Origin of the sequence: Streptomyces alfalfae, from assembly GCF_004127445.1 — a bacterium.
Taxonomy (GTDB): domain Bacteria; phylum Actinomycetota; class Actinomycetes; order Streptomycetales; family Streptomycetaceae; genus Streptomyces; species Streptomyces alfalfae.
In genome coordinates, this window is the sequence record NZ_QEXM01000045.1 from 166,619 (window position 1) to 187,541 (window position 20,923).

15 protein-coding genes are annotated in these 20,923 nt (G+C 73.8%); 4 read left to right on the forward strand and 11 right to left on the reverse strand.

Features of this window, described 5'->3' with window-relative positions; translation table 11 throughout:
• Positions 1 to 137: 137 nt before the first annotated feature.
• The 3 genes from DCW30_RS27650 to DCW30_RS27660 all read right to left on the reverse strand — a co-directional run bounded on the left by DCW30_RS27650 (position 138) and on the right by DCW30_RS27660 (position 6,117).
• On the reverse strand, positions 138 to 1,508 hold the full coding sequence (locus DCW30_RS27650) for a class I SAM-dependent RNA methyltransferase (RefSeq protein WP_076684147.1): 1,371 nt from the start codon (positions 1,506 to 1,508) through the stop codon (positions 138 to 140).
• 145 nt (positions 1,509 to 1,653) lie between these two features.
• The gene (locus DCW30_RS27655) at positions 1,654 to 3,711 is read right to left on the reverse strand and encodes an APC family permease (RefSeq protein WP_076684148.1); all 2,058 of its coding nucleotides are present in this window, start codon (positions 3,709 to 3,711) and stop codon (positions 1,654 to 1,656) included.
• An 87-nt stretch (positions 3,712 to 3,798) separates the two neighbouring features.
• Positions 3,799 to 6,117: an MMPL family transporter gene (locus tag DCW30_RS27660; RefSeq protein WP_079249967.1), complete on the reverse strand. Its 2,319-nt coding sequence runs from the start codon at positions 6,115 to 6,117 to the stop codon at positions 3,799 to 3,801.
• A gap of 168 nt (positions 6,118 to 6,285) precedes the next feature.
• On the opposite strand from DCW30_RS27660, the gene DCW30_RS27665 reads away from it, so the two are divergent.
• The 4 genes from DCW30_RS27665 (at position 6,286) to DCW30_RS27680 (ending at position 8,367) form a co-directional block, all read left to right on the forward strand.
• Complete coding sequence (locus DCW30_RS27665; RefSeq protein ID WP_373569000.1) at positions 6,286 to 6,648, forward strand: ArsR/SmtB family transcription factor; 363 nt, start codon at positions 6,286 to 6,288, stop codon at positions 6,646 to 6,648.
• Positions 6,648 to 6,887: a hypothetical protein gene (locus tag DCW30_RS27670; protein ID WP_076684149.1), complete on the forward strand. Its 240-nt coding sequence runs from the start codon at positions 6,648 to 6,650 to the stop codon at positions 6,885 to 6,887. The genes DCW30_RS27665 and DCW30_RS27670 overlap by 1 nt, the downstream gene beginning before the upstream one ends.
• Before the next feature lie 134 nt (positions 6,888 to 7,021).
• Positions 7,022 to 7,690, forward strand: coding sequence for a potassium channel family protein (locus tag DCW30_RS27675; RefSeq protein WP_062770897.1), 669 nt, complete (start codon positions 7,022 to 7,024; stop codon positions 7,688 to 7,690).
• Positions 7,690 to 8,367 (forward strand): potassium channel family protein, encoded by a 678-nt coding sequence (locus DCW30_RS27680; RefSeq protein ID WP_062770899.1) that lies wholly within the window; start codon positions 7,690 to 7,692, stop codon positions 8,365 to 8,367. Before DCW30_RS27675 ends, DCW30_RS27680 begins: the two co-directional genes overlap by 1 nt.
• Positions 8,368 to 8,463: 96 nt before the next feature.
• On the opposite strand, the gene DCW30_RS27685 is transcribed toward DCW30_RS27680, so the two are convergent.
• The 8 genes from DCW30_RS27685 to DCW30_RS27720 form a co-directional block, all read right to left on the reverse strand.
• Positions 8,464 to 9,195, reverse strand: a complete 732-nt coding sequence (locus DCW30_RS27685; RefSeq protein ID WP_062770901.1) for a DUF3159 domain-containing protein — start codon at positions 9,193 to 9,195, stop codon at positions 8,464 to 8,466.
• A 3-nt stretch (positions 9,196 to 9,198) separates the two neighbouring features.
• Positions 9,199 to 9,597: an OB-fold nucleic acid binding domain-containing protein gene (locus DCW30_RS27690; RefSeq protein ID WP_076684150.1), complete on the reverse strand. Its 399-nt coding sequence runs from the start codon at positions 9,595 to 9,597 to the stop codon at positions 9,199 to 9,201.
• A 70-nt stretch (positions 9,598 to 9,667) separates the two neighbouring features.
• Positions 9,668 to 10,351, reverse strand: coding sequence for a response regulator (locus DCW30_RS27695; RefSeq protein WP_062770924.1), 684 nt, complete (start codon positions 10,349 to 10,351; stop codon positions 9,668 to 9,670).
• A gap of 32 nt (positions 10,352 to 10,383) precedes the next feature.
• The gene (locus DCW30_RS27700) at positions 10,384 to 12,930 is read right to left on the reverse strand and encodes a sensor histidine kinase (RefSeq protein ID WP_076684151.1); all 2,547 of its coding nucleotides are present in this window, start codon (positions 12,928 to 12,930) and stop codon (positions 10,384 to 10,386) included.
• 155 nt (positions 12,931 to 13,085) lie between these two features.
• Positions 13,086 to 13,766, reverse strand: coding sequence for an ABC transporter ATP-binding protein (locus DCW30_RS27705; protein ID WP_076684152.1), 681 nt, complete (start codon positions 13,764 to 13,766; stop codon positions 13,086 to 13,088).
• A gap of 91 nt (positions 13,767 to 13,857) precedes the next feature.
• Complete coding sequence (locus tag DCW30_RS27710) at positions 13,858 to 14,823, reverse strand: ABC transporter ATP-binding protein (protein WP_076684153.1); 966 nt, start codon at positions 14,821 to 14,823, stop codon at positions 13,858 to 13,860.
• Positions 14,816 to 17,536 (reverse strand): hypothetical protein, encoded by a 2,721-nt coding sequence (locus tag DCW30_RS36895; RefSeq protein WP_079249968.1) that lies wholly within the window; start codon positions 17,534 to 17,536, stop codon positions 14,816 to 14,818. The genes DCW30_RS27710 and DCW30_RS36895 overlap by 8 nt, the downstream gene beginning before the upstream one ends.
• Positions 17,537 to 17,638: 102 nt before the next feature.
• The gene (locus tag DCW30_RS27720) at positions 17,639 to 20,920 is read right to left on the reverse strand and encodes an ABC transporter permease (RefSeq protein WP_123985594.1); all 3,282 of its coding nucleotides are present in this window, start codon (positions 20,918 to 20,920) and stop codon (positions 17,639 to 17,641) included.
• Positions 20,921 to 20,923: the final 3 nt, after the last annotated feature.

Sequence of the window (20,923 nt, forward strand, 5' to 3'; positions counted from 1 at the left end):
GGGTCTGACCTGCCCGACAAGGCACCTGACACCCCATCAGTACGAGCGTCAAATGAGCGTCACGAGCGTCATTTCAGCGTCAAGGTTTCGCCCGTAACGCCCACACCGCACATAATACGCACACACAAAACCGCAGGTCAGGAGCCCTTCGCGGCCGGTTCGAGGATGGCGACGCACTCCACATGGTGCGTCATCGGAAACAGGTCGAACGCCCGCAACGTCCGCACCCGGTACCCGCCCTCCCGGAAGTACCCCAGGTCACGGGCCAGGGCCGCCGGGTCGCAGGCCACGTAGGCGATGCGGCGGGCGCCCAGGCCCGACAGGTGTCGCACCGTCTGCTTGCCCGCGCCCGCGCGCGGGGGGTCCAGGACGATCAGGTCCGCTTCGGTGATGCCCGTGCGCGGGAGGACCGATTCGACCTTGCCCTGCTCGATGCGGACCCGGTCGAACGCGGCCAGGTTGTGGCGGGCGTCCTCCACCGCTCGCTTGCCGGACTCGATGCCGAGGACCGCGCCCTTGTCGCCGACACGGTCGGCCAGCGCGCCCGCGAAGAGGCCGACGCCGCAGTAGAGGTCCAGGGCCGTGTCGCCCTTGCGGGGCGTGAGGCCCTGCATCACGGCGAGCATCAGCGTCTCCGCCGCCTTCGGGTGGACCTGCCAGAAGCCGCCGCTGCCCACGCGGTACGTGCGGCCGTCGGCGCGTTCGCGGACGAAGGGACGGCCGTGGACGCGGTGCGTTCCGCCGTCCTTCTCGCCGATCCTCATCACCGACACCGGCTTGTCCAGCTCCACGATCGGCAGGCGCGCGCCCGGCTTCGGGGCCAGGATCACCTGGCGGTCCTGGGAGCCCGTCGCCGCGATCGCCTCGATCGACGCCATGCCCGACCAGTCCCGCTGCTCGATGCCGAGCTCCGAGACGCCCTCGGCCGCGATCATGCAGTGCTCGATCGGCTCGACCTCGTGCGAGCGGTGGCGGCGCAGGCCGGCGTTGCCGTCCTCGTCCACCGCGTACTGCACCCGCGTACGCCAGGACGGGACCTCGCCGGGCGGCAGCTTGTCGCCCTCCGCCGGCATGACCGTGCCGTCCCAGCCGGCCTCCTCGGGGGTCAGGCCCGCGAGGCGCTGCAACTGCTCCGCGATGACCTCGCCCTTGAGGCGGCGCTGCGCGCCCGGCTTCGCGTGCTGCCAGTCGCAGCCGCCGCAGCGGCCGGGGCCGGCGTAGGGGCAGGGGGCCTCGACCCGGTCCTTCGAGGGCTCCAGCACGGTCACGGCGTCCGCGCGGAGGAAACGGGCCCCCTCCTCGCCCTCCGTGACGCGGGCGATGACCCGCTCCCCCGGCAGCGTGTGCCGTACGAAGAGGACCTGGCCCTCCTCGGTACGGGCGATGCAGTGGCCGCCGTGCGCGACGGGGCCGACCTCCACCTCGTACTCCCGGCCGATCAGCGACTCGGCCGGAGGCCGCGCGTCCTCCGCGTTCCCCGCCTGCGATTTCTTCGGTTCTGCCTGCATGGCGGGTGGCTCCACAACGTCAAAAGGGGTACGGCCGGACAACAGCCCACCAGTCTACGTGGGCGCCGCCCGGCCGCTCGCCATAAGCCCTGCCTAAGCGACGACCACACCGTGCCGGAGCCGTGCCCAGGGCACACCCCGGGCCTCAGCCCTTCTTGCTGCTCGGCTCCTTCGTCCGCCTCGGCTTCTCCACCGGGCCCCGCCGCACCGCGCCCGGCGCGTTCCACTCCGAACGCCTGCGGGCCCGCTTCTTCGCGGCCTCGGAGGAGTCGAGCTGGTAGGGGACGGACGTCACCATGACGCCGGGGGTGAACAGGAGGCGGCCCTTCAGGCGCAGCGCGCTCTGGTTGTGCAGCAGGTGCTCGTACCAGTGGCCCACCACGTACTCGGGGATCACCACGCTGACCACGTCGCGCGGGCTCTCGCGGCGCAGGTTCTTGACGTACTCGATGATCGGCCGGGTGATCTCGCGGTACGGCGAGTCGAGGACCTTCAGCGGGACCGTGATGCCGCGCCGCTCCCACTCCTCCTTGAGGGCCTTGGTCTCCGCCGGGTCGACGTTGATGCTCAGCGCCTCAAGGGTGTTCGAGCGCATCAGCTTCGCGTACGCGAGGGCCCGCAGCGTCGGGCGGTGGATCTTGGAGACGAGGACGATCGAGTGGACCCGGGAGGGGCGCATGCTGTCGTCGTCCGGGGTCTCCGGGGCGGCGATCTCCTCGGCCACGCGGTCGTAGTGGCGGCGGATCGCGGTCATCGTCACGTAGAAGATGCACATGCCGAGCAGCGCCACCCAGGCGCCGTGCGTGAACTTGGTGACGAGTACGACGACCAGGACGAGGCCCGTGAAGAACGCGCCGAAGGTGTTGATCGCGCGGGAGCGGATCATGTGGCGGCGCTTGTTCGGGTCCTTCTCGCTCGCCAGGTGGCGGTTCCAGTGCCGGACCATGCCGATCTGGCTGAGGGTGAAGGAGACGAAGACGCCGACGATGTAGAGCTGGATGAGACGGGTCGAGTCCGCGCCGTAGATGACGACCAGCAGGGCCGCGGCGCCTGCCAGGAGCACGATGCCGTTGGAGAAGGCGAGGCGGTCGCCGCGGGTGTGGAGCTGGCGGGGCAGGTAGCGGTCCTGCGCGAGGATCGAGCCGAGCAGCGGGAAGCCGTTGTACGCGGTGTTGGCCGCGAGGAAGAGGACCAGCGCGGTGGCGGCGGCGAGGATCATGAACAGAAGGCTGCCGTGGCCGAAGACCGCCTCGGCGACCTGGGAGATCACCGGGTCCTGGACGTAGTCGGCGCCGACCGGCACGCCGTCGTGGAAGAGGTCCTTGCCCGGGTACTCGGCCATGCGGACCTTGGTCACCATGGCGAGCGCGATGATGCCGCAGAACATGGTGACGGCCAGGGCGCCCATCAGCGTCAGGGTGCTCGCCGCGTTCCTGCTCTTCGGCTTGCGGAAGGCCGGGACGCCGTTGCTGATCGCCTCGACGCCGGTGAGCGCGGCGCAGCCGGAGGAGAAGGCGCGCAGGAGCAGGAAGACCAGCGCGAAGCCCGCGAGGCCCTGGTGCTCGGGCTTGATCTCGTAGTCGGCGGTGGGGGCCCGCATGGTGTCGTCGAGGACGAGGCCCCGGAAGGCGCCCCACGCGATCATGAGGAAGACGCCGGTCACGAAGACGTAGGTCGGGATGGCGAAGAGCTTGCCCGACTCCTTCACGCCGCGCAGGTTCATCACCGTGAGGAGCAGGATCACGGCGACGGCGCAGAGCACCTTGTGCTCGACCACGAAGGGGATCGCCGAGCCGAGGTTCTCGATGCCCGAGGAGATCGAGACGGCGACGGTCAGGACGTAGTCGACGAGCAGGGCGCTGGCGACGGTGAGTCCGGCCTTGGGGCCGAGGTTGGTGGTGGCGACCTCGTAGTCGCCACCACCGCTCGGGTAGGCGTGCACGTTCTGTCTGTACGACGCGACGACGGTGAACATCAGGACGACGACCGCGACGGCGATCCACGGGCTGAAGTGGTACGCCGAGACACCCGCGATGGAGAGGACGAGAAGGACCTCTCCCGGCGCGTAGGCGACGGAGGAGAGCGGGTCGGATGCGAAGACGGGGAGTGCGATGCGCTTCGGCAGGAGCGTTTCTCCGAGCCGGTCACTGCGCAGTGCGCGCCCGATGAGGATCCGTTTGGGCACGTCGGTCAGTTTGGACACGCAGAGGATCGTAAGCGGTCGCACCGGTGGCCGCCCACCCACCACCCCCATCTGCTCGGGTTGTCCGCTCCATGCGATCCTGCGCCGCTACAGCCGCGCCTGCGGACGCTCCTCGGCATGCCCCGGGAAAGCCTGCCCGGCGGCGCACCCGCCGCCCTCCGATCCGTGCCCGTCCCCCGCGTCCGCGTCCCCGGCGTCCCCGGCCGCCGCGTACCCCCGCACGACGCGCTCCTCGGCGCGGCGGACCGCTCGGGACGGCCACCATGTGGCGCGGCCGAGGAGCAGCAGCGCGGAGGGCAGGATCATGACGCGGATCACGAAGGCGTCGAGGAGGACGGCCGCCGCGAGGACGAAGCCCATCTGCTTCATCTCCAGGATGTGCAGCATCACGAAGCTCGCGAAGACCGTGACCATGACGATCGCGGCGCTCGTGACGACCTTGGCGGAGGACGCGATGCCGTCGAGGACCGCCTGCCGGGTGGGCACGCCGTTCAGGGCGGCCTCGCGGATGCGGCTGACCACGAAGACCTGGTAGTCCATCGAGAGCCCGAAGAGGATCACGAAGAGGAACAGCGGCACGCGGGAGGAGATCCCGCCGAGGGAGACGAAGGAGAGCAGTTCCTCGGCCCAGTCGCCCTGGAAGACGAGGACGAGCAGTCCGAGCGCGGAGGCGGCGGAGAGCAGGTTGAGCCCGACGCCGAGCAGTCCGAGGACGACCGAGCGGAAGGCGTACACCGTCATGGCGAACGTCATCAGGAGCAGGAAGCCGAGGACCAGCGGCAGCTTCCGGTTCTGGTGCTCGACGTAGTCGGTGCCGCGCGGCACCTCGCCGGTGACGGCGGTCTCGACGTCACCGGGCAGCTTGCCGACGGTCGCGGGCAGGTGGGCGTCGCGGAGGTGGGCGAGGGAGGTGACGGCCTTCTCCGAGTACGTCGGGTGCGGCGCGTCGAGCTCCAGTGCCGTGGTCCTCCGGTCCGCCGAGGAGCGGAGGAGCGGGCGGCCGGGGACGTGGTCGGAGAACAGCGGGTCCGCCTGCGCCCTGCGGTCGAGGGCGCGCAGGGCCTCCTTCACCTCGCCGGCCCGCGAGGCCTCGGCGCGCACCACGACCTGGTGGCGTACGCGCTGCTCGGGGAAGGCTTCGAGCAGCCGGTCGTACCCCCGCATCGCGGGGATGTCGCGCGAGAAGCTGTCGCGGGCGGGGTCCTTGAGCTTCATGTCCAGCGCGGGCAGCGCAAGGCCGAGCAGGACGAGGACCGACAGGCCGAGCGTGAGCGCGGGCCGCTTGCGCGCGGGCATGAGCAGCGCCTTCCAGAGCCGCCCCGGCTCGTCCTGCGCGTACGGGCGGACGGGCTTGCCCCGCGCCAGGCGCTTGGCGGCGCGGCGCTCGGCGCGCCCGCCGAGCTTGACCAGCAGCGCGGGCAGCACCGTCACGGAGCTGACCACGGCCACGGCGACGACCAGGATGGTGCCGGTCGCGAGTGAGTCGAAGATGACGTCACCGGCCAGGTAGAGCGCGGCGGTGGAGACCATCACCGCGAGCCCGGAGACCACGATGGCGCGGCCCGCCGTCGACGCCGCGGCCTCGACGAGCGCCTCGGAGGTCAGGCTGCCGCCCGCGCGGGCCCGCTCCTCGCGCTCGCGCTTGAGGTAGAAGAGCGTGTAGTCGACGCCGACGGCCATGCCGATGAGCAGGATCATGTTCATCCCGACCCCGGTGTCGGGCAGCAGGTGCGAGGCCAGCATCGCCAGGCCCATGGTCGCCATGATCGAGGTGACGGCGAGCAGCAGCGGTACGCCGACCATGACCACCGAGCCGAAGACCACGGCGAGCGTGATGAGCGTGACGGGCAGGGTGATCGCCTCGGAGAAGGCGAGGTCCTTGCCGCGCTGGTCGTTGACGCCCTTGCTGACGGAGCCCGATCCGGTCTCCTCGATGACGAGGTCCGGGTGGGCCTTTCGGATCCGCTCGGTGACGTCCTGGAGCGGGACGACGTTCTTCTTGGCGTCCTGGTCGGGGCCGTGCAGCTCCACCTGGACGCGCAGGACCCGCCCGTCGGCGGAGCGCACGGGCGGCGCCACCGAAGCGACCTCGGGCAGGGCCCGCATCCGCGCGGTGACGTCCTCGACCGCGGCGTCGGCCGCCGCCCCTCCCGGCCGCTGCGACGCCGTACGGGCGCGGATCAGCACCTGCTCGGTGGGCCGCAGCTGGACGCCGCCCTCGGCCGCCAGGGCCTCGGCGCGGCCGGCCTCGCCGACCCGGTAGTCCTCCGTGGTGGCGCTGTTCATCCCCGCGGCGATCCCGCCGCCGAGGCACAGCGCCACGAAGAGCAGCCAGCCGATGACCGCCCGCCACGGGTGCAGCGCGCTCCAACGGGCCACGCGCACCGTGACCGATCTCTTGCCCATGCCTGTCCCCCACCCTTCACCCGACCCCACCTTCAGGGCCTTCATGTGTAAGCGGAGACTGACAGGTGAAGGTTCGAGGCGTCAACTGTCATGTGTGAGGTTTGACAGCCGATCCCGTCATGCGTAAGCCTTGGCTGACAGGTTTCGGTACCAGCACGAGGGCGGGCCGTGGACAGCGCCATGGACAGCGAGGAGCTACTGGCCTTTCTCGCCGCGGTCGGCCACGCCCAGCGCATCAGGATCATCGGCGAGCTCGCCTCCGGCCAGCTGTACGTCAGCGAGCTGGCCCGGCGCCTCGGGGTGTCCCGCCCCCTGCTCTACATGCACCTGGAGCGCATGGAGAAGGCCGGCCTCGTCGTCGGCCGCCTGGAGCTCTCCGACGACGGCAAGGCACTCAAGTACTTCGAACTCGCCCCGTTCGACGTGCGGTTGAACGTGGATACGATCAGCGCCGCCGTCCGGCAGGTCCGGCCCGACCCGTCCGATGGGACGGGCGACGACGAACCGCACTCAGCAAAGGGGACGCCCTAGTGGACGACGTGATCATTCCCGTCGCATTTTTCCTGATACTCGCCGGCGCGATCGTCGCCGTCGCCTACTTCCAGTCGCAGCGCAACCGCGAGCGCGACCGGCAGTACGCCGAGGCCATGCACGAGTACCGCGAGGCCGTCGAACGTGCCAGGTCGGAGCAGGAGGCGGTCCGTCTCCAGCTGGCCGAGCTCAGCCACCGGCTGCAGAACGTCGAGGGGCTGCTGCGCAGCGTGGACTGAGCCCCGTCCGCCCCCTCCGGCAGGTGCACGGGGGTGCCGTCCGCGGACCGCGCGTGTGTAGCTTGGGCTCCGGTCTGAGACGCTTTTACCGTTCAGCCAGAGCACAGAGTATTGACACAGCCGGAAGGACGGTCGTGCACATCGTCATCATGGGCTGCGGGAGAGTCGGTTCCGCTCTCGCGCAGACCCTGGAACAACAGGGGCATACGGTCGCCGTGGTCGACCAGGACCCCACGGCCTTCCGCCGCCTGGGCTCCGGCTTCGGCGGACGCCGCGTCACCGGCGTCGGCTTCGACCAGGACACCCTGCGCGAGGCCGGCATCGAGGAGGCGGGCGCCTTCGCCGCCGTCAGCAGCGGCGACAACTCGAACATCATCGCCGCGCGCGTCGCCCGCGAGATGTTCGGCATCGAGAACGTCGCGGCCCGCATCTACGACCCGCGCCGCGCCGAGGTCTACCAGCGCCTCGGCATCCCCACGGTCGCCACGGTCCGCTGGACCGCCGACCAGATGCTGCGCAGGCTGCTCCCCTCCGGGGCCGAGCCGCTCTGGCGCGACCCCACCGGCGGTGTGCAGCTCGCCGAGGTGCACACGTCCCCGTCCTGGATCGGGCAGAAGATCAGCCGGCTCCAGGAGGACACCGGCGTGCGCGTGGCCTTCCTCACCCGGCTGGGCGAGGCGGTCCTGCCGACCTCGCAGACGGTCCTGCAGGAGGGCGACCTGGTGCACGTGATGATGCGTACCGACCAGGTCGACAAGGTCGAAGCGGCGTTCGCCGAAGGCCCCGAGGAGGGCGGTCACTGATGAGGGTCGCCATTGCCGGAGCCGGCGCGGTGGGCCGCTCCATCGCCGGTGAGCTCCTGGAGAACGGCCACGAGGTCCTTCTCATCGACAAGGCGCCGACGGCCATCTCCGTCGAGCGCGTCCCGCAGGCCGAGTGGCTGCTCGCCGACGCCTGTGAGATCACCTCCCTCGACGAGGCCGCGCTCCAGCGCTGCAACGTGGTGATCGCCGCGACCGGTGACGACAAGGTCAACCTCGTCGTCTCCCTGCTCGCCAAGACCGAGTACGGCGTCCCGCGGGTCGTGGCCCGCGTGAACAACCCCAAGAACGAGTGGCTCTTCAACGAGTCCTGGGGCGTCGACGTCGCGGTCTCCACGCCGCGCCTGATGTCCGCGCTCGTGGAGGAGGCCGTCAGCGTCGGCGACCTCGTCCGGCTGCTCCGCTTCAGCCACGGCGACGCGAACCTCGTCGAGCTGACGCTGCCGCCGGAGTCGGCCCTCGCGGGCACGCAGGTCGGCGACGTGCAGTGGCCCGAGGACACCTCGCTCGTCACGATCATCCGCGGTACGCGCGTCCTCGCGCCCACCGCGGACGACTCCCTGGAGGCGGGCGACGAGCTCCTCTTCGTCGCGGCCCAGGCCCGCGAGGAGCAGCTCGAGGACCTGCTCTCCGTGCGCCGCGAGGACGCCGTGGGCTAGCCGCCCCGGCCGGTACGCGGATGGGGGCGCCCGGTGGTCACCAGGCGCCCCCTCTCGTACGTCTGCCGCGGGCGCGTCGCGCGGCTGCCCGCGCCCTTACGGGGCCCGGCGCTCCGCCTTGCGCTCCTCCTCCGCCTTCTCGGCGGCCTCCATCTCGGCGAAGACGTCGATCGGCGGCGGGGCCTTGGCCAGGAAGACCCAGGTGAGGTAGACCGCGAGCAGGAACGGCGGGATCTTCAGGGCGACCAGGACCCAGCCGAACTGCGTCGTGTCGCCCCACCAGTACAGCGGGAAGAGGACCGCGCACTTGGCGAGCAGGATCAGGCCCCAGGCATAGCTGGCCTTCGCGTACGCCTTCTTGCGGCCGGGGTTGCGGGTGCGCCAGGAGAGGTTCTCCTTGAAGACCGGGCCGAGGATGAGGCCGATCAGCGGCACGCCGGCCATGGTCGTGATGATGTAGGCCAGGGCGAGGCCCAGGGTGTAGAGCATGCCCGGCAGGTAGAAGTCCTTGGCGTTGCCCGTCATCATCGCGAAGACCACACCGAAGGCGACGCCGAAGACGCCGCTGAAGGCGTGCTTGACGGTGCCCTTCATGGCCAGACGGGCCACCACGAGCACCACGGACACCGCGAGGGCCGCGATGGCCGACATGTGAAGGTCCTTGTTGACCGTGAAGATGGTCACGAAGAGCAGGCCGGGGACGACCGTCTCCACCATGCCCCGCACGCCGCCGAAGGCCTCGAAGAGCGCTGCTTCGGTCACCGTCCTGGAATCCGCGGCCCGGTCGTCGTTCTCCTGGTCCTTCGGCTTGTCGTCGAGGGACGTCACCGGCTACTCCCGTCCGAGCGGTCTGAGTTCGTACTTGGGGTTGAACAGCACCCGGCGGCCCCGGCTCATCGAGATCCGGCCCGATGCGATCAGCTTGCGCCCCGGCTCTATTCCCACGATGGAGCGCCTGCCGAGCCACACCACGTCCAGCGCCGCCGAGCCGTCGAACAGCTCGGCCTCCAGCGCGGGGACCCCGGCACGTGGCCGCAGGGTGACCGTGCGCAAGGTACCAGTAACGGTGACGATCTGGCGGTCGTGACAGTCGCCGATGCGCACACAGCCCGCGGTCTCGGCGTCCTCCCGCAGCTCCTCCGACTCCAGATCCTCCTGGGAGGAGGACAGCCGGTCGAGCATGCGCCGGAATCGGCCTGCCGGCTTTTCGGAACCTGGGGCAGCACTCATACAGAAAGCGTACCGGGGGGCGCCGACACCGGGTGCGGCGGTGCGCTCATCTGTGCTCATGCCCGCTCGGTCACTTCTCGAACCGGTAGCCCATCCCCGGTTCGGTGATGAAGTGGCGCGGGTGCGCCGGGTCTGCCTCCAGCTTGCGCCGGAGCTGTGCCATGTAGACGCGGAGGTAGTTGGTCTCCGTACCGTACGAGGGGCCCCATACCTCCTGGAGCAGCTGCTTCTGGCTGACCAGGCGGCCGGTGTTGCGCACCAGGACCTCCAGGAGGTGCCATTCCGTGGGGGTCAGGCGGACGTCACGGCCGTGCCTGTTGACCTTCTTGGCGGCCAGGTCGACGGAGAAGTCCTCGGTGTCCACGAGCACGTCGTCCTCGCCGGGCCCGGTGGGCTCGGCCCTGCGGACGGCGGCGCGGAGGCGGGCCAGCAGCTCGTCCATGCCGAACGGCTTGGTCACGTAGTCGTCGGCGCCCGCGTCCAGCGCCTCGACCTTCTCGTCGGAGCTGTGCCGCGCGGAGAGGACCAGGATCGGCACCCGGGTCCAGCCGCGCAGGCCCCTGATGACCTCGACGCCGTCCATGTCGGGCAGACCGAGGTCGAGCACGACCACGTCGGGGTGGCGGGCGGCGGCCACCTGGAGCGCCGTCGCCCCGTCGGGGGCCGAGTCCACCTCGTACTTGCGCGCCTTCAGGTTGATCACGAGCGCGCGGACGATCTGCGGCTCGTCGTCGACCACGAGCACCCGGGTCATGCCGGCCTGCCTTTCGTACTGACGGTTCGGGGTCACGAGGTGACCCGCGCGGAGAGATCGGGGCGGACGGGTGGCGGGCCGGCCGCCGCCCGCAGCGTGAGGACCATGGTCAGGCCGCCGCCGGGGGTGTCCTCGGCGGTGAGGGTGCCGCCCATGGCCTCGGCGAAGCCGCGGGCGACGGCCAGGCCGAGGCCCACGCCGGACCCGCGCGGGGCGTCGCCGTAACGCTGGAAGGGGGCGAAGATGCGGTCCTTCGCGGTATCGGGGACCCCGGGGCCCCGGTCCACCACGCGGACCTCCACGCGCTCGCCGAGGGCGCTGGCGGACACCTTGACCGGCTGCCCGGCGGGAGCGTACTTGACGGCGTTCTCGACGACGTTGGCGACCGCCCGCTCCAGGAGCCCCTTGTCGACGGCCACCATCGGCAGCGTCTCGGGGACGTCCAGCTCGGCGCTGCCGTCCGGGACGCCGCCGAGCGCCATGGGGACGACCTCGTCGAGATCGATCTCCCTGATCAGCGGGGTCACGGTGCCGGTCTGCAGACGGGACATGTCGAGCAGGTTGCCCACCAGGTGCTCCAGCCGGTCGGCGCCGTCCTCGATGCCCGCGAGCAGCTCGGCCTCGTCCTCGTCGGACCACTCGACGTCGTCGGAGCGGAGCGAGGACACGGCGGCCTTGATCCCCGCGAGAGGCGTACGCAGGTCATGGCTGACGGCGGCGAGCAGCGCGGTGCGGATGCGGTTGCCCTCGGCGAGGGCGCGGGCCCGGTCGGCCTCGGACTGCAGGCGCTGGCGGTCGAGGACGACGGCCGCCTGCGCGGCGAACGCGGCGAGGACGCGGCGGTCGGCGGCGGGCAGGACCCGCCCGGTCAGGGCGAGCGCCATGTGGTCGCCGACCGGCACCTCCACGTCGGCGTCCTCCGGGCGTGCCGAGGGGCGGCCGTCGCCCGCGCTGCCCGCACAGGTCCAGGGGTCGGTGTCGCCCGCCCGCTCCAGGAGTGCCACGGAGTCCATGGCGAACGTCTCGCGGACCCGCTCCAGGAGGGCGTCCAGGCTGGTCTCGCCGCGCAGGACGCTGCCCGCGAGGAAGGACAGTATCTCCGACTCGGCGCGCAGCCTGGCCGCCTGGTGGGTGCGCCGGGCGGCCAGGTCGACGACGGAGGCGACCGACACGGCGACGCCCACGAAGACGGCGATGGCGACGATGTTCTTGTTGTCGGAGACCGTCCACAGGTGCACCGGCTGGGTGAAGTAGTAGTTCAGGAGCAGCGATCCCGCCGCCGCCGACGCGAGGGCCGGGAAGAGCCCGCCGAGCAGTGCGGAGGCCACCGTCAGCGTCAGGAACAGCAGCATGTCGTTGGCGAGGCCCAGGTCGGCGTCGACATGGGTGAGCAGCAGCGTCAGGAGCACCGGCCCCGCGACGCCCACCAGCCAGCCCCAGATGATCCGGGCCCTGCCGAGGAGGCCGCCGCGGGCGACGGGCAGACCGCGGCCCTTGGCGACCTCGCCGTGCGTGACGATGTGCACGTCGAGGTCGGGCCCGGAGTCGCGGGCGACGGTGGCGCCGACGCCGGGCCCGAAGACGTACTGCCAGGTCTTGCGGCGCGAGGAGCCGAGGACGATCTGGGTGGCGTTGACGCCGCGCGCGAAGTCGAGCAGCGCGGACGGTATGTCGTCGCCTATGACGTGGTGGAAGGTGCCGCCCAGGTCCTCGACCAGGGTGCGCTGGACGGTGAGCTCCTTGGGCGAGGCCGCCGTCAGGCCGTCGCTGCGGGCTATGTAGACGGCGAGGATCTCGCTGCCCGAGCCCTTGGCGGCCATCCGGGAGGCGCGCCTGATCAGCGTGCGGCCCTCGGGGCCGCCGGTCAGCCCGACGACGATGCGCTCGCGGGCCTGCCAGGTGGAGCGGATGTTGTGCTCGCCCCGGTACTGCTGGAGGTACTCGTCGACGCGGTCGGCGACCCAGAGCAGCGCCAGCTCGCGCAGGGCCGTCAGGTTGCCGGGCCTGAAGTAGTTCGAGAGGGAGGCGTCGATCCGGTCCGGCTTGTAGATGTTGCCGTGCGCCATGCGGCGGCGCAGCGCCTGGGGCGACATGTCGACCAGCTCGATCTGGTCGGCGCGGCGCACCACCTCGTCCGGCACGGTCTCGCGCTGGCGCACACCGGTGATCGACTCGACGACGTCGCCGAGGGACTCCAGGTGCTGGATGTTGACGGTGGACACGACGTCGATGCCGGCGGCGAGCAGTTCCTCCACGTCCTGCCAGCGCTTGGCGTTGCGCGAGCCGGGGACGTTGGTGTGGGCGAGCTCGTCGACCAGGGCGACGGCGGGGGCGCGCTCCAGGACGGCGTCGACGTCCATCTCGGTGAAGGCGGTCCCGCGGTGTTCGAGGCGGCGGCGGGCGATCTCCTCCAGGCCGTGCAGCATCACCTCGGTGCGCGGCCGGTCGTGGTGCTCCACGACGCCGACCACGCAGTCGGTGCCCCGCTCCACGCGGCGGTGCGCCTCGGAGAGCATGGCGTACGTCTTGCCGACGCCCGGTGCCGCGCCGAGGTATATCCGAAGCTTGCCGCGTGCCATGGCCTCATTGTCTTCCTGGAACCGCTGTGTGCGCAGGGCCGACCCTACGGCCACCGATCCCGACAATGCGGACGAAGGGCCACCGGAAGGCCACCCTTGACACAACCCTGATACGCCCCGCGCCCGCCGCGTGCGGTGGCGCGGGACGGGGCGGCTCAGGGCCGGACGATCGTGCCGTCGCGCAGTTCGAGGACCCGGTCGGCGAGGTCGAGCAGGGCCGCGTCATGCGTGGCGACCAGGGCCGTGACGCCCTGGGCGCGCACCACCGCGCGCAGCAGCTCCATCACGGCGTGGCCGGTCTCGGCGTCGAGCTGCCCGGTGGGTTCGTCGGCGATCAGCAGGGCGGGCTCGTTGGCGAGGGCCCGTGCGATCGCCACGCGCTGCTGCTGGCCTCCGGAGAGTTCGCCGGGCCGCTGGGCGGCGTGGTCCGCGAGGCCGACGAGGGCGAGCAGCAGGGCGACGCGTTCCTCACGCGCGCGTGGGTCGGTCCTGCGCAGCCGCAGGGGGACGCCGACGTTCTCGGCCGCGGTGAGTACGGGGATGAGGCCGAAGGACTGGAACACGAACCCGACGCGGTCCCTGCGCAGCTCCAGGAGGCCGCTCTCCCCCAGCCCGGCGAGCTCCACGCCGTCGACGGCGACCTTGCCGCGGTCGGGGGTGTCGAGCCCGCCGACCAGGTTGAGCAGCGTCGTCTTGCCGGACCCCGAGCGGCCCTTGAGGGCCACGAGTTCGCCGCGCGGCACCGTGAGGGTGACGCCGCGCAGCGCGTGCACGGCGGCGGCGCCGCTGCCGTAGGTCCGGTGGAGGTCCTCGACGACGACCATGGCCTCTGCCATCCGCGGCTCACCCCCCGGTCGGCCGGGCGCCAGTATCACCGGCCCGGGCCCGGCCGGCAAGGCCCTGTCCGGCCCGGGTCGCCCGCGCGCGTCAGGGGCTTCCGGGCGAGGGAGGCGGCGTGGGCGGCCGGGCGCTCGTCCGTGGGAGCGTGCCCGGCCAGATCCCCACGTGGTCGGTCTCCGCGGTGAGCCGCACGCGCCCCCGCAACCCGTACCGCTCCACGAAGTCGCCCGGCAGCTGCAGGCGACCCGCCCGGTCGAGGACGGTGAACTCCTCGCCCCCGCCGCCCTCTCCCCGCAGCGTCTCCGTGGAGGTGCGCCCGTCGCGCATACGGACCGTGCGGCGCACCTGCCCGGAGACGAGGGGGTCATGGGTGACGACGAGGACGGTGGCGCCGAGTTCCTCGTTCGCGCGGCGGAGGGCCGCGAAGACCTCCTCGCCGCCGGCGGTGTCGAGTTCACCGGTCGGCTCGTCGGCGAGCAGGACGCGCGGGGAGTTCGCGGTGGCGACCGCGACGGCGACGCGCTGCTGCTCGCCCCCGGACAGCTCGCCGGGCCGCCGGTCGCGGCAGTGGGCGATGCCGAGCACGCCGAGCAGTTCGGCGGCCCTCTCGCGCCGGGCACGACGCGGCACGCGCGCGTACCGCATGGGCAGCGCCACGTTCTCCAGGGCGGTCAGATAGGGCAGCAGGTTCCGCGCGGTCTGCTGCCACACGAAGCCGACGGTCCGCCTCCGGTACGCCAGGCGCTCCCTGCGCCCCATGGCGAGCAGATCGTGCCCGGCGACCCTCGCACGGCCGGCGGTCGGCAGGTCGAGCCCGGAGAGGATCGACAGGAGCGTGGACTTCCCCGACCCCGAGGCGCCGACCAGGGCGAGGCACTCACCCTCCGCCACCACGAGGTCGAGCCCTTGCAGCGCCTGCACCTCGACCCCGTCGGTCCGGTAGACCCGCACGAGGTTGTCGCAGACGACGAGCCCCTCCTCACCCGCGGGACGGCTCCGGGCACGCGCCCTCTCCTCCAGACCGGCCAGCTCGTTCACGGCGTCGTCAGTCATCACTTCTCCCGAGCCGCAGGACGGCGCCCAGTCGTCGCCGGCGCCCGATCCGGCTCTCCACGGCGACCGCCGCGGCGACCAGGACGCAGATCCCCGCACCGAGGGCGGCGACGAAGAACACATCGACGTGCCGCTCCGGCACGACGGGCCCGCCGGTGAACTCCCGCAGGTCGACCACGGGCCCCAGCAGCGAGGGCAGGGCGAGCCCGAGCACGACACCGCCCACGACGGCCGCGCACACCAGGGGCAGCAGTTGCAGCAGATGCAGCGCGGAGGCGGCACGTCCGCCGAGCCCGAGCGTCCGCAGGTACGAGGCGACGCGGCCGCGCGAAGGAGCCGACAGCGACAGGTCGATGACCAGGGCGAGCAGCGCGAGGACGACGGCGAGGGCGGTGCAGCCGGTGTGGGCGGCGGCCACGGCGGCGACGAGCCCGTCCTCCGCCGCCTCGGCTCGCTCCTCGGCGAGGGCGCGCAGCTCCCCGGTGGCCGCTCCCGGGGCCGCGCGCGGCACGAGGGACCGCAGCTCGGCGGTGTCGAGCCGGTCCCCGAAGAGCAGCAGCGCGGTCTCCTCGAAGTCGGAGGCGGCGAACCCCTCCAGGTCACCGGAGTCGGCGAGCAGCAGATGCTGCCGGGCCCCGGTGGCGCGGCGCACGGGGCCGAGGGCGGGGTCACGGGCCACGTCGTCGGGCAGCGCCCCCACGATCCGTATCCGCTGCTCCTTGCCGTGCCGGGTGAAGGTCAGCAGCTCCCCGGCCCGCCCGTCGGAGGCCAGCACGCGGATGTCGCCGCCCTCGCCGCCCCCGTCGAGTCCGGCGTCGGCCAGCGCGCGGGCGGCGGCGGAACCCGCGCCCGCGTCCCGCAGCGCGCCCGCGTCCACCCCGACCAGGCTGGAGACGCCGTACCGCCCGCCGTCGGTCCCGCTCAGGGGGTCGACCCGCAGCTGCCGCACCGCGACCGTCTCGCGCACCCCACGCGCGCGTGCCAGCCGCTCGGCCATGGCGGGGTCGCGCCCGGCCCCGAGGAACGACGCGTCGGCGCCGACCTGCCAGGCGGCGGCCGCCCGCCGCCCCTCCAGCAAGGTCCCCGACACGAGCCCGCCGAAGACGGCTCCGGCGAGCGTCACCACGAGGACGAGCAGCGCGAGCCCGCGCGCGGGAGCCTCCTTGGCCGCGCGGGACAGCGCCACGAGCGGCACGACGCCCCGCCCGGCGGCCGACCACCGCGCCGCGGCCCGCACCGGCCAGGGATAACACCGCACCAGCAGGACCACGGTGGCGACGCCGAGCAGCGCGGGGACGGCGGCGACCAGCGGATCGGGGCCCGCGCTCCCCTCGGTCCCGCGCGCCCGCAACGCGAACACGCCCCCCACCGCGAGCAGCAGCACCACGGCCTCGCCGACCAGCCGCCGCCCCGCGCTCCGCGCGCGCCCCCGCAGCAGGGCCCCGTCCCGCAAGGCCGCCCACGTCAGCAGGGGCAGCGGCGCCGAACACAGCAGGGCGACGGCGAGCCCGCCCTGGTACGAGGGGGGAACCGCCGTCACCGCGCCGGCGAGGGCGCAGCCGCCGCCGAACCCGGCCAGGACGGCGGGCGCGCTCCACAGGGCACGCCGCGCGGCGACGCCGCCGGCCGACGCGCCGCGCGCCTGCCGCAGCCGGTCCCCCGCGAGCGCCCGCCGCACCACCGACAGGGAGGTCACGACGAGGGCGGTGAACCCCACCGCGAGCAGCGAGGCCCAGGCGAACGAGATCACGACACGGGCCTGGTCCCACCGCCGGGAGAACTCCTCCATGGTGTCCGGCAGCGCGGTGGCGGTCTCCAGCTCGGTGGCCGGATGGTTCCCGAGAACGCACACCTTGCCCCCGTACGCCCCCTCGGCGCCGCAGAACGCCCGGCGCGCGGACGGCGGGTAGCGGGCCATGATCCGCTGGAACTCCCGCCGCCCCTCCTCGCCCACGAACCGGTCGGCGGTCTCGCCGCCGGGCGTCAGCCGCATGTTCCAGTCGACGGTCAGCTCGACACCCGCCTGCCGCTGCAGCACCTCGACACCACGGGGAGCGATCAACGCCCCGGCGTTCGCGGCGTCCTTCGCGCGCAGGGGGCGCACCAGCAGGGGCCGTTCCTTCCACAGCCGGCGCTCGCCGTCGGCGCGGAAGACCCCCACGACCCGCGCCTCCACGTCGACGTTCTTCAGGGCCCCGTCCCCGAGCCGGAACCGCTGTCCGACCCGCAGCCCGAGCGCGTCACGCGTCCGGGTGGACACCGCGAGCTCCACCGCGTTCCCCCGCCCCCGGGGCGCGCGCCCGGCGACGTATCCGGCGGGCCTCGGAGCGTCGGAGGCGTACACCAGGGAGAGATCGACCGTGCCCGCCGCGGCAATGCCGCCCCGCACGGTGGGCAGCACGATCCGCGTGGAGTCGTGCACGAGCCCGCCGTCCAGGGACTTGGGGGAGGCGTTCTCCACGGCCGTCCCATACCGTCCGAGGACGTCCCCGAAGTCCTCGTCCGCGCTTCCCGCCCGGGGGTCCTCCGGATCGAACCGCGCGCTGTGCACGATCCCCGGCGCGGCCCGCTGGACCCGCTCGAACCGCTCTCGCAGGGCCTCGCCCCCGAGCCGGTCGAGAGCCCCGCCCCCGCCGGCGCCGATCGCCACGAGCACGGCGACCAGCAGGGCGAGGCCCACGGCGAGAGGCGCGTCCCGCGCCCACTCACGCATGACGACGCCCCGGACGTCCGTGCGTGTCCGCCGGACCTCGTACGCCGCGCGGCCTCGCGGCGCCCCGCACCGTGCGGGATTCCGGGGGCCCGCCCACGCGGCTCATCCCGCCTCCCCCGCCCGCAGCACCCGCGCCAGGTCCACCCGTGCCAGCACCCGTCCGGCCACGGCCACCACCCCGCAGATCACCCCCGCCGTGATCAGCCCCGTGATCCCCACCCGGCCCCACGGCACCTCCACCACCAGCGAGGGAAAGACCGGACGCCCTCCGGCGTCCACCGTCACCACCGGCATGACCAGGGCCGCGAGGCCTGCTCCGAGCAGGGTGCCCAGGGCCGCCGCGACCCCGGCGAGCCCGAGCTGCTCCACCCACAGGCAGGCCGCCAGCTCCCGCCGCCGCACCCCCAGCGCCCGCAGCAGGGCGAACTCCCGCTCCCTGGCCCGCGCCGAGACCACCGTGTGCAGGGCGAACGCGATGACCGCGAAGGCCGGGGCGAGGACGAGGCACAGCGTCAGCGCGCCCCGCGCCCCCCGCCGCAGCGGGTCGGCGGCCAGGGCGTCCCGCGCCCGCGGCACGTCGACGGCCCGCCCGAGCCGCGGCTCCGCCCGCACGGCTTCGAGCGCCGGGCGCGCGTCGGCCCCCCGCACCCCCACCCACCAGGCGCCGTCGGCCCCGGGCAGCGCCCCGCCGAACGCCCACTGCGCCGCCATCCACCGGGAGTCCGCGAGCAACCGCGGCCGGTCGCGCGGCTCCCCCGGCACCCCCGCGATCCGCCCGACGACGCGGACCCGCGCGCTCCCGCCCGTACTGCGCCGCACCGTCACCGTGTCACCGACCCGCACGGCGCCCGAACTCAGCAGCAGGTCGTCCGCGAGGACGGGCGCGGCGGGCCGCCCCTTCGCGCGGTCGGTGCCGAGCCGCACACCCCACGTCGGGTAGGTGAGCCGCCCGTCGGGTCCCCGCAGCACGGCGTCGATGAGCGTGCCGGCCGCGGCCCTGTCCCGGCAGAGCACGGGTCCTGGCGCGTCCCCTTCCGCGCCCCGCCTGCCCGCAGGCCGCCGCTCCACCCCGGGGCACCCGGCCACGGCCCGGTCGGGCGCGTCGGCCCGCAGGTCACGCCACCGCGCGGGTGTCCGCAGCCCCGGCACCCGGTCGACGGTGACCCGGTAGGTGCGCCGGACACGCTCACCGACCATGCTCAGCTCGACCTGGAGCACCCGCAGCGACGCCCCGCGCACCGCGACCCGCAGCGGCACGACCCTGGCCCCGCCCTCCTCGATCCGCACGGAACTCGACCGCGCGAGCCCGTCGGCGTCCTCGTAGAAGACGGTGAGCCGTACGGGCACCACGTCCCCGCGGCCGGTGGCGGACATCCGCACCCGCAGGGGCACCTCCCGCTCGGCGCCGCCTTGCGGCAACCGCACCGGCAGCCCGTGGTCCGGAACTCCCCGCCCCAGCCGCCGCATCAGCTCCGCCACGGGCGCGTCCGCGAGGTCGCCGCGGAGCGACGGCGCCGGACCCCGCCGCGTGTTGACGGCCGTGACGGCCACCGCGTCCTGTCCGACGTAGCCCTCGGAGGTGATCACGGGCGTGACGGCCTCGGCCCCCGGCAGCGCCTCGTACCGCGCGCGCCGCTCCCCGGCCGGTATCCCCTCGCCCGGTTCGACGCGCAGGTCGGCGCCGGCCCGGAAGGCCGCTTGGTCCCGGTCGCCCCGGTCGAGGATGGTCAGCGCCGTGCTGCTGAGCGCCGCGACGGCGAGGGCGAGCGTCACGACGAGCGCGGGACCCGCGTGCCGGGCCGCGCGCCGTCCGATCTGCCAGCCGCCGAGCGGCAGGGCGAGGCCGCTGCTCCGCCGCGCGAGGGGGTCGACGACACGGGCGAGGAGCGGCAGGAACCGCAGGGCGAGCAGCGCCGCCGCCACGGTCATCGCGACGGGGGTGAGCACGAGGACGGGGTCGACTCCGTCGCCGCCGGTCACGGGCGACCGGTACTGGCGCAGTTGCAGCCAGCCGAGGACGGCGACCGCGGCGAGCGCCAGGTCCGCCCCGAGCCGCTGCGCGCCCGCGAACCGCGCGACCCGCTGCCGCAGCCGCGCCACCGCCCGCCGGTCGCGCACCGTCCGGGCCGTCGGCAGCAGCACCGCGACGCCGTGCGCGAGGAGGGCGGCCGTCGCCGCGGCCCACCCGAGGCCGGTGGTCGCCGTCCCCGGCACCTCGCCCTCGACGAGCCCGGCCGCCGCGAGCCCCCGCAGGAGCGGCCCCGCGAGGAACGGCGCGGCCACGGCGGCGGGCACGGCGGCGCAGGCCCACAGGGCCGCCGTGGCGAGGAGGAGCCGCCGGACGCCCGCCCCGCGTGCGGCGAGCAACGCCAGTTCGGCGCGCCGGTGTTCGGCGAGCTGCCGCGCGGTGAGGACGAGCGCGGCCACGGCGAGGGCGGCGAGGAGCGTCGCGGGGACGTAGAGGCCGGCGCGGGCCACGGCGATCGGCGTGGTGAGCCGGTCGAGTGCCCTGCGCAGCCCCGCGGAGACGGTGAGGTCCTTGCCGTCGACGCGGTCGGCCCCGCCGCCCGCGTCGCGTCCGGCGAGGACCGAGAGCGCGGCGTCGCTGCCCGCGAACCGCCCGGCCCGCTCGCGCAGCGCCCCGATGTCCCCGAGCCGCAGCCCGTCCGCGTCGGGCGCCCCGAGCCACAGCGCCGTCGCGTCCCCGGCGAGGCCCGGCTGCCCGGCGAACGCCCGGCGCGGCACCACGGCGATCGTGCCGGGCACGCCGAACGTGCTGCTCAGCGAGGACCACACGGCGGGCGCCCGCTCCTTCGCCGCGTAGAGACCGACGACGCTCAGCCGTACGAGCCGCTCGTCCGCTCCCCGCACGGTGAGCGCGTCCCCCGGCCGTACGGCGAGTTCGGCGGCGGCCATCTCGGTCAGCGCGGTCTCGACGGCCCCCGCACGCGGGCGCGGCCACCGCCCCGCCACGAGCGAGGCGTGCCGCCGTACGCCTTCGGGGGCGACGACGGAGAGCGTGGCGTCCTGGCGCGGGCGGCCCGCGGCCTCGGTGACGGCGAGTTCGTCGTTGCGGGCGGCGGGGGCGCGCAGGGCCGCCCAGGTGTGCTGGGGCACGTCGCCGTAGGTACGGGCGAGGGCGGCGCGGGCGGCCCGGTCGAGGTCACGGACGGCGCCCCGGCGGTAGGGTCCCGCGATCTCCACGACGGCGTCCCGGTCGGCGGCGAGCCGCCGCTGCACCGCGCCCTCGACGGACTTCTCGGCGAGGGCCGCGAGGGCGGCGAGCACGGTGGCCGCGAGCAGCACCGCGAGCCCGGCGGCCCCCAGGACAAGCCCGTGACGCCGGCTCCCCCGCACTTCGGCGGGCGCCCCTCGTCCCCTCACCGT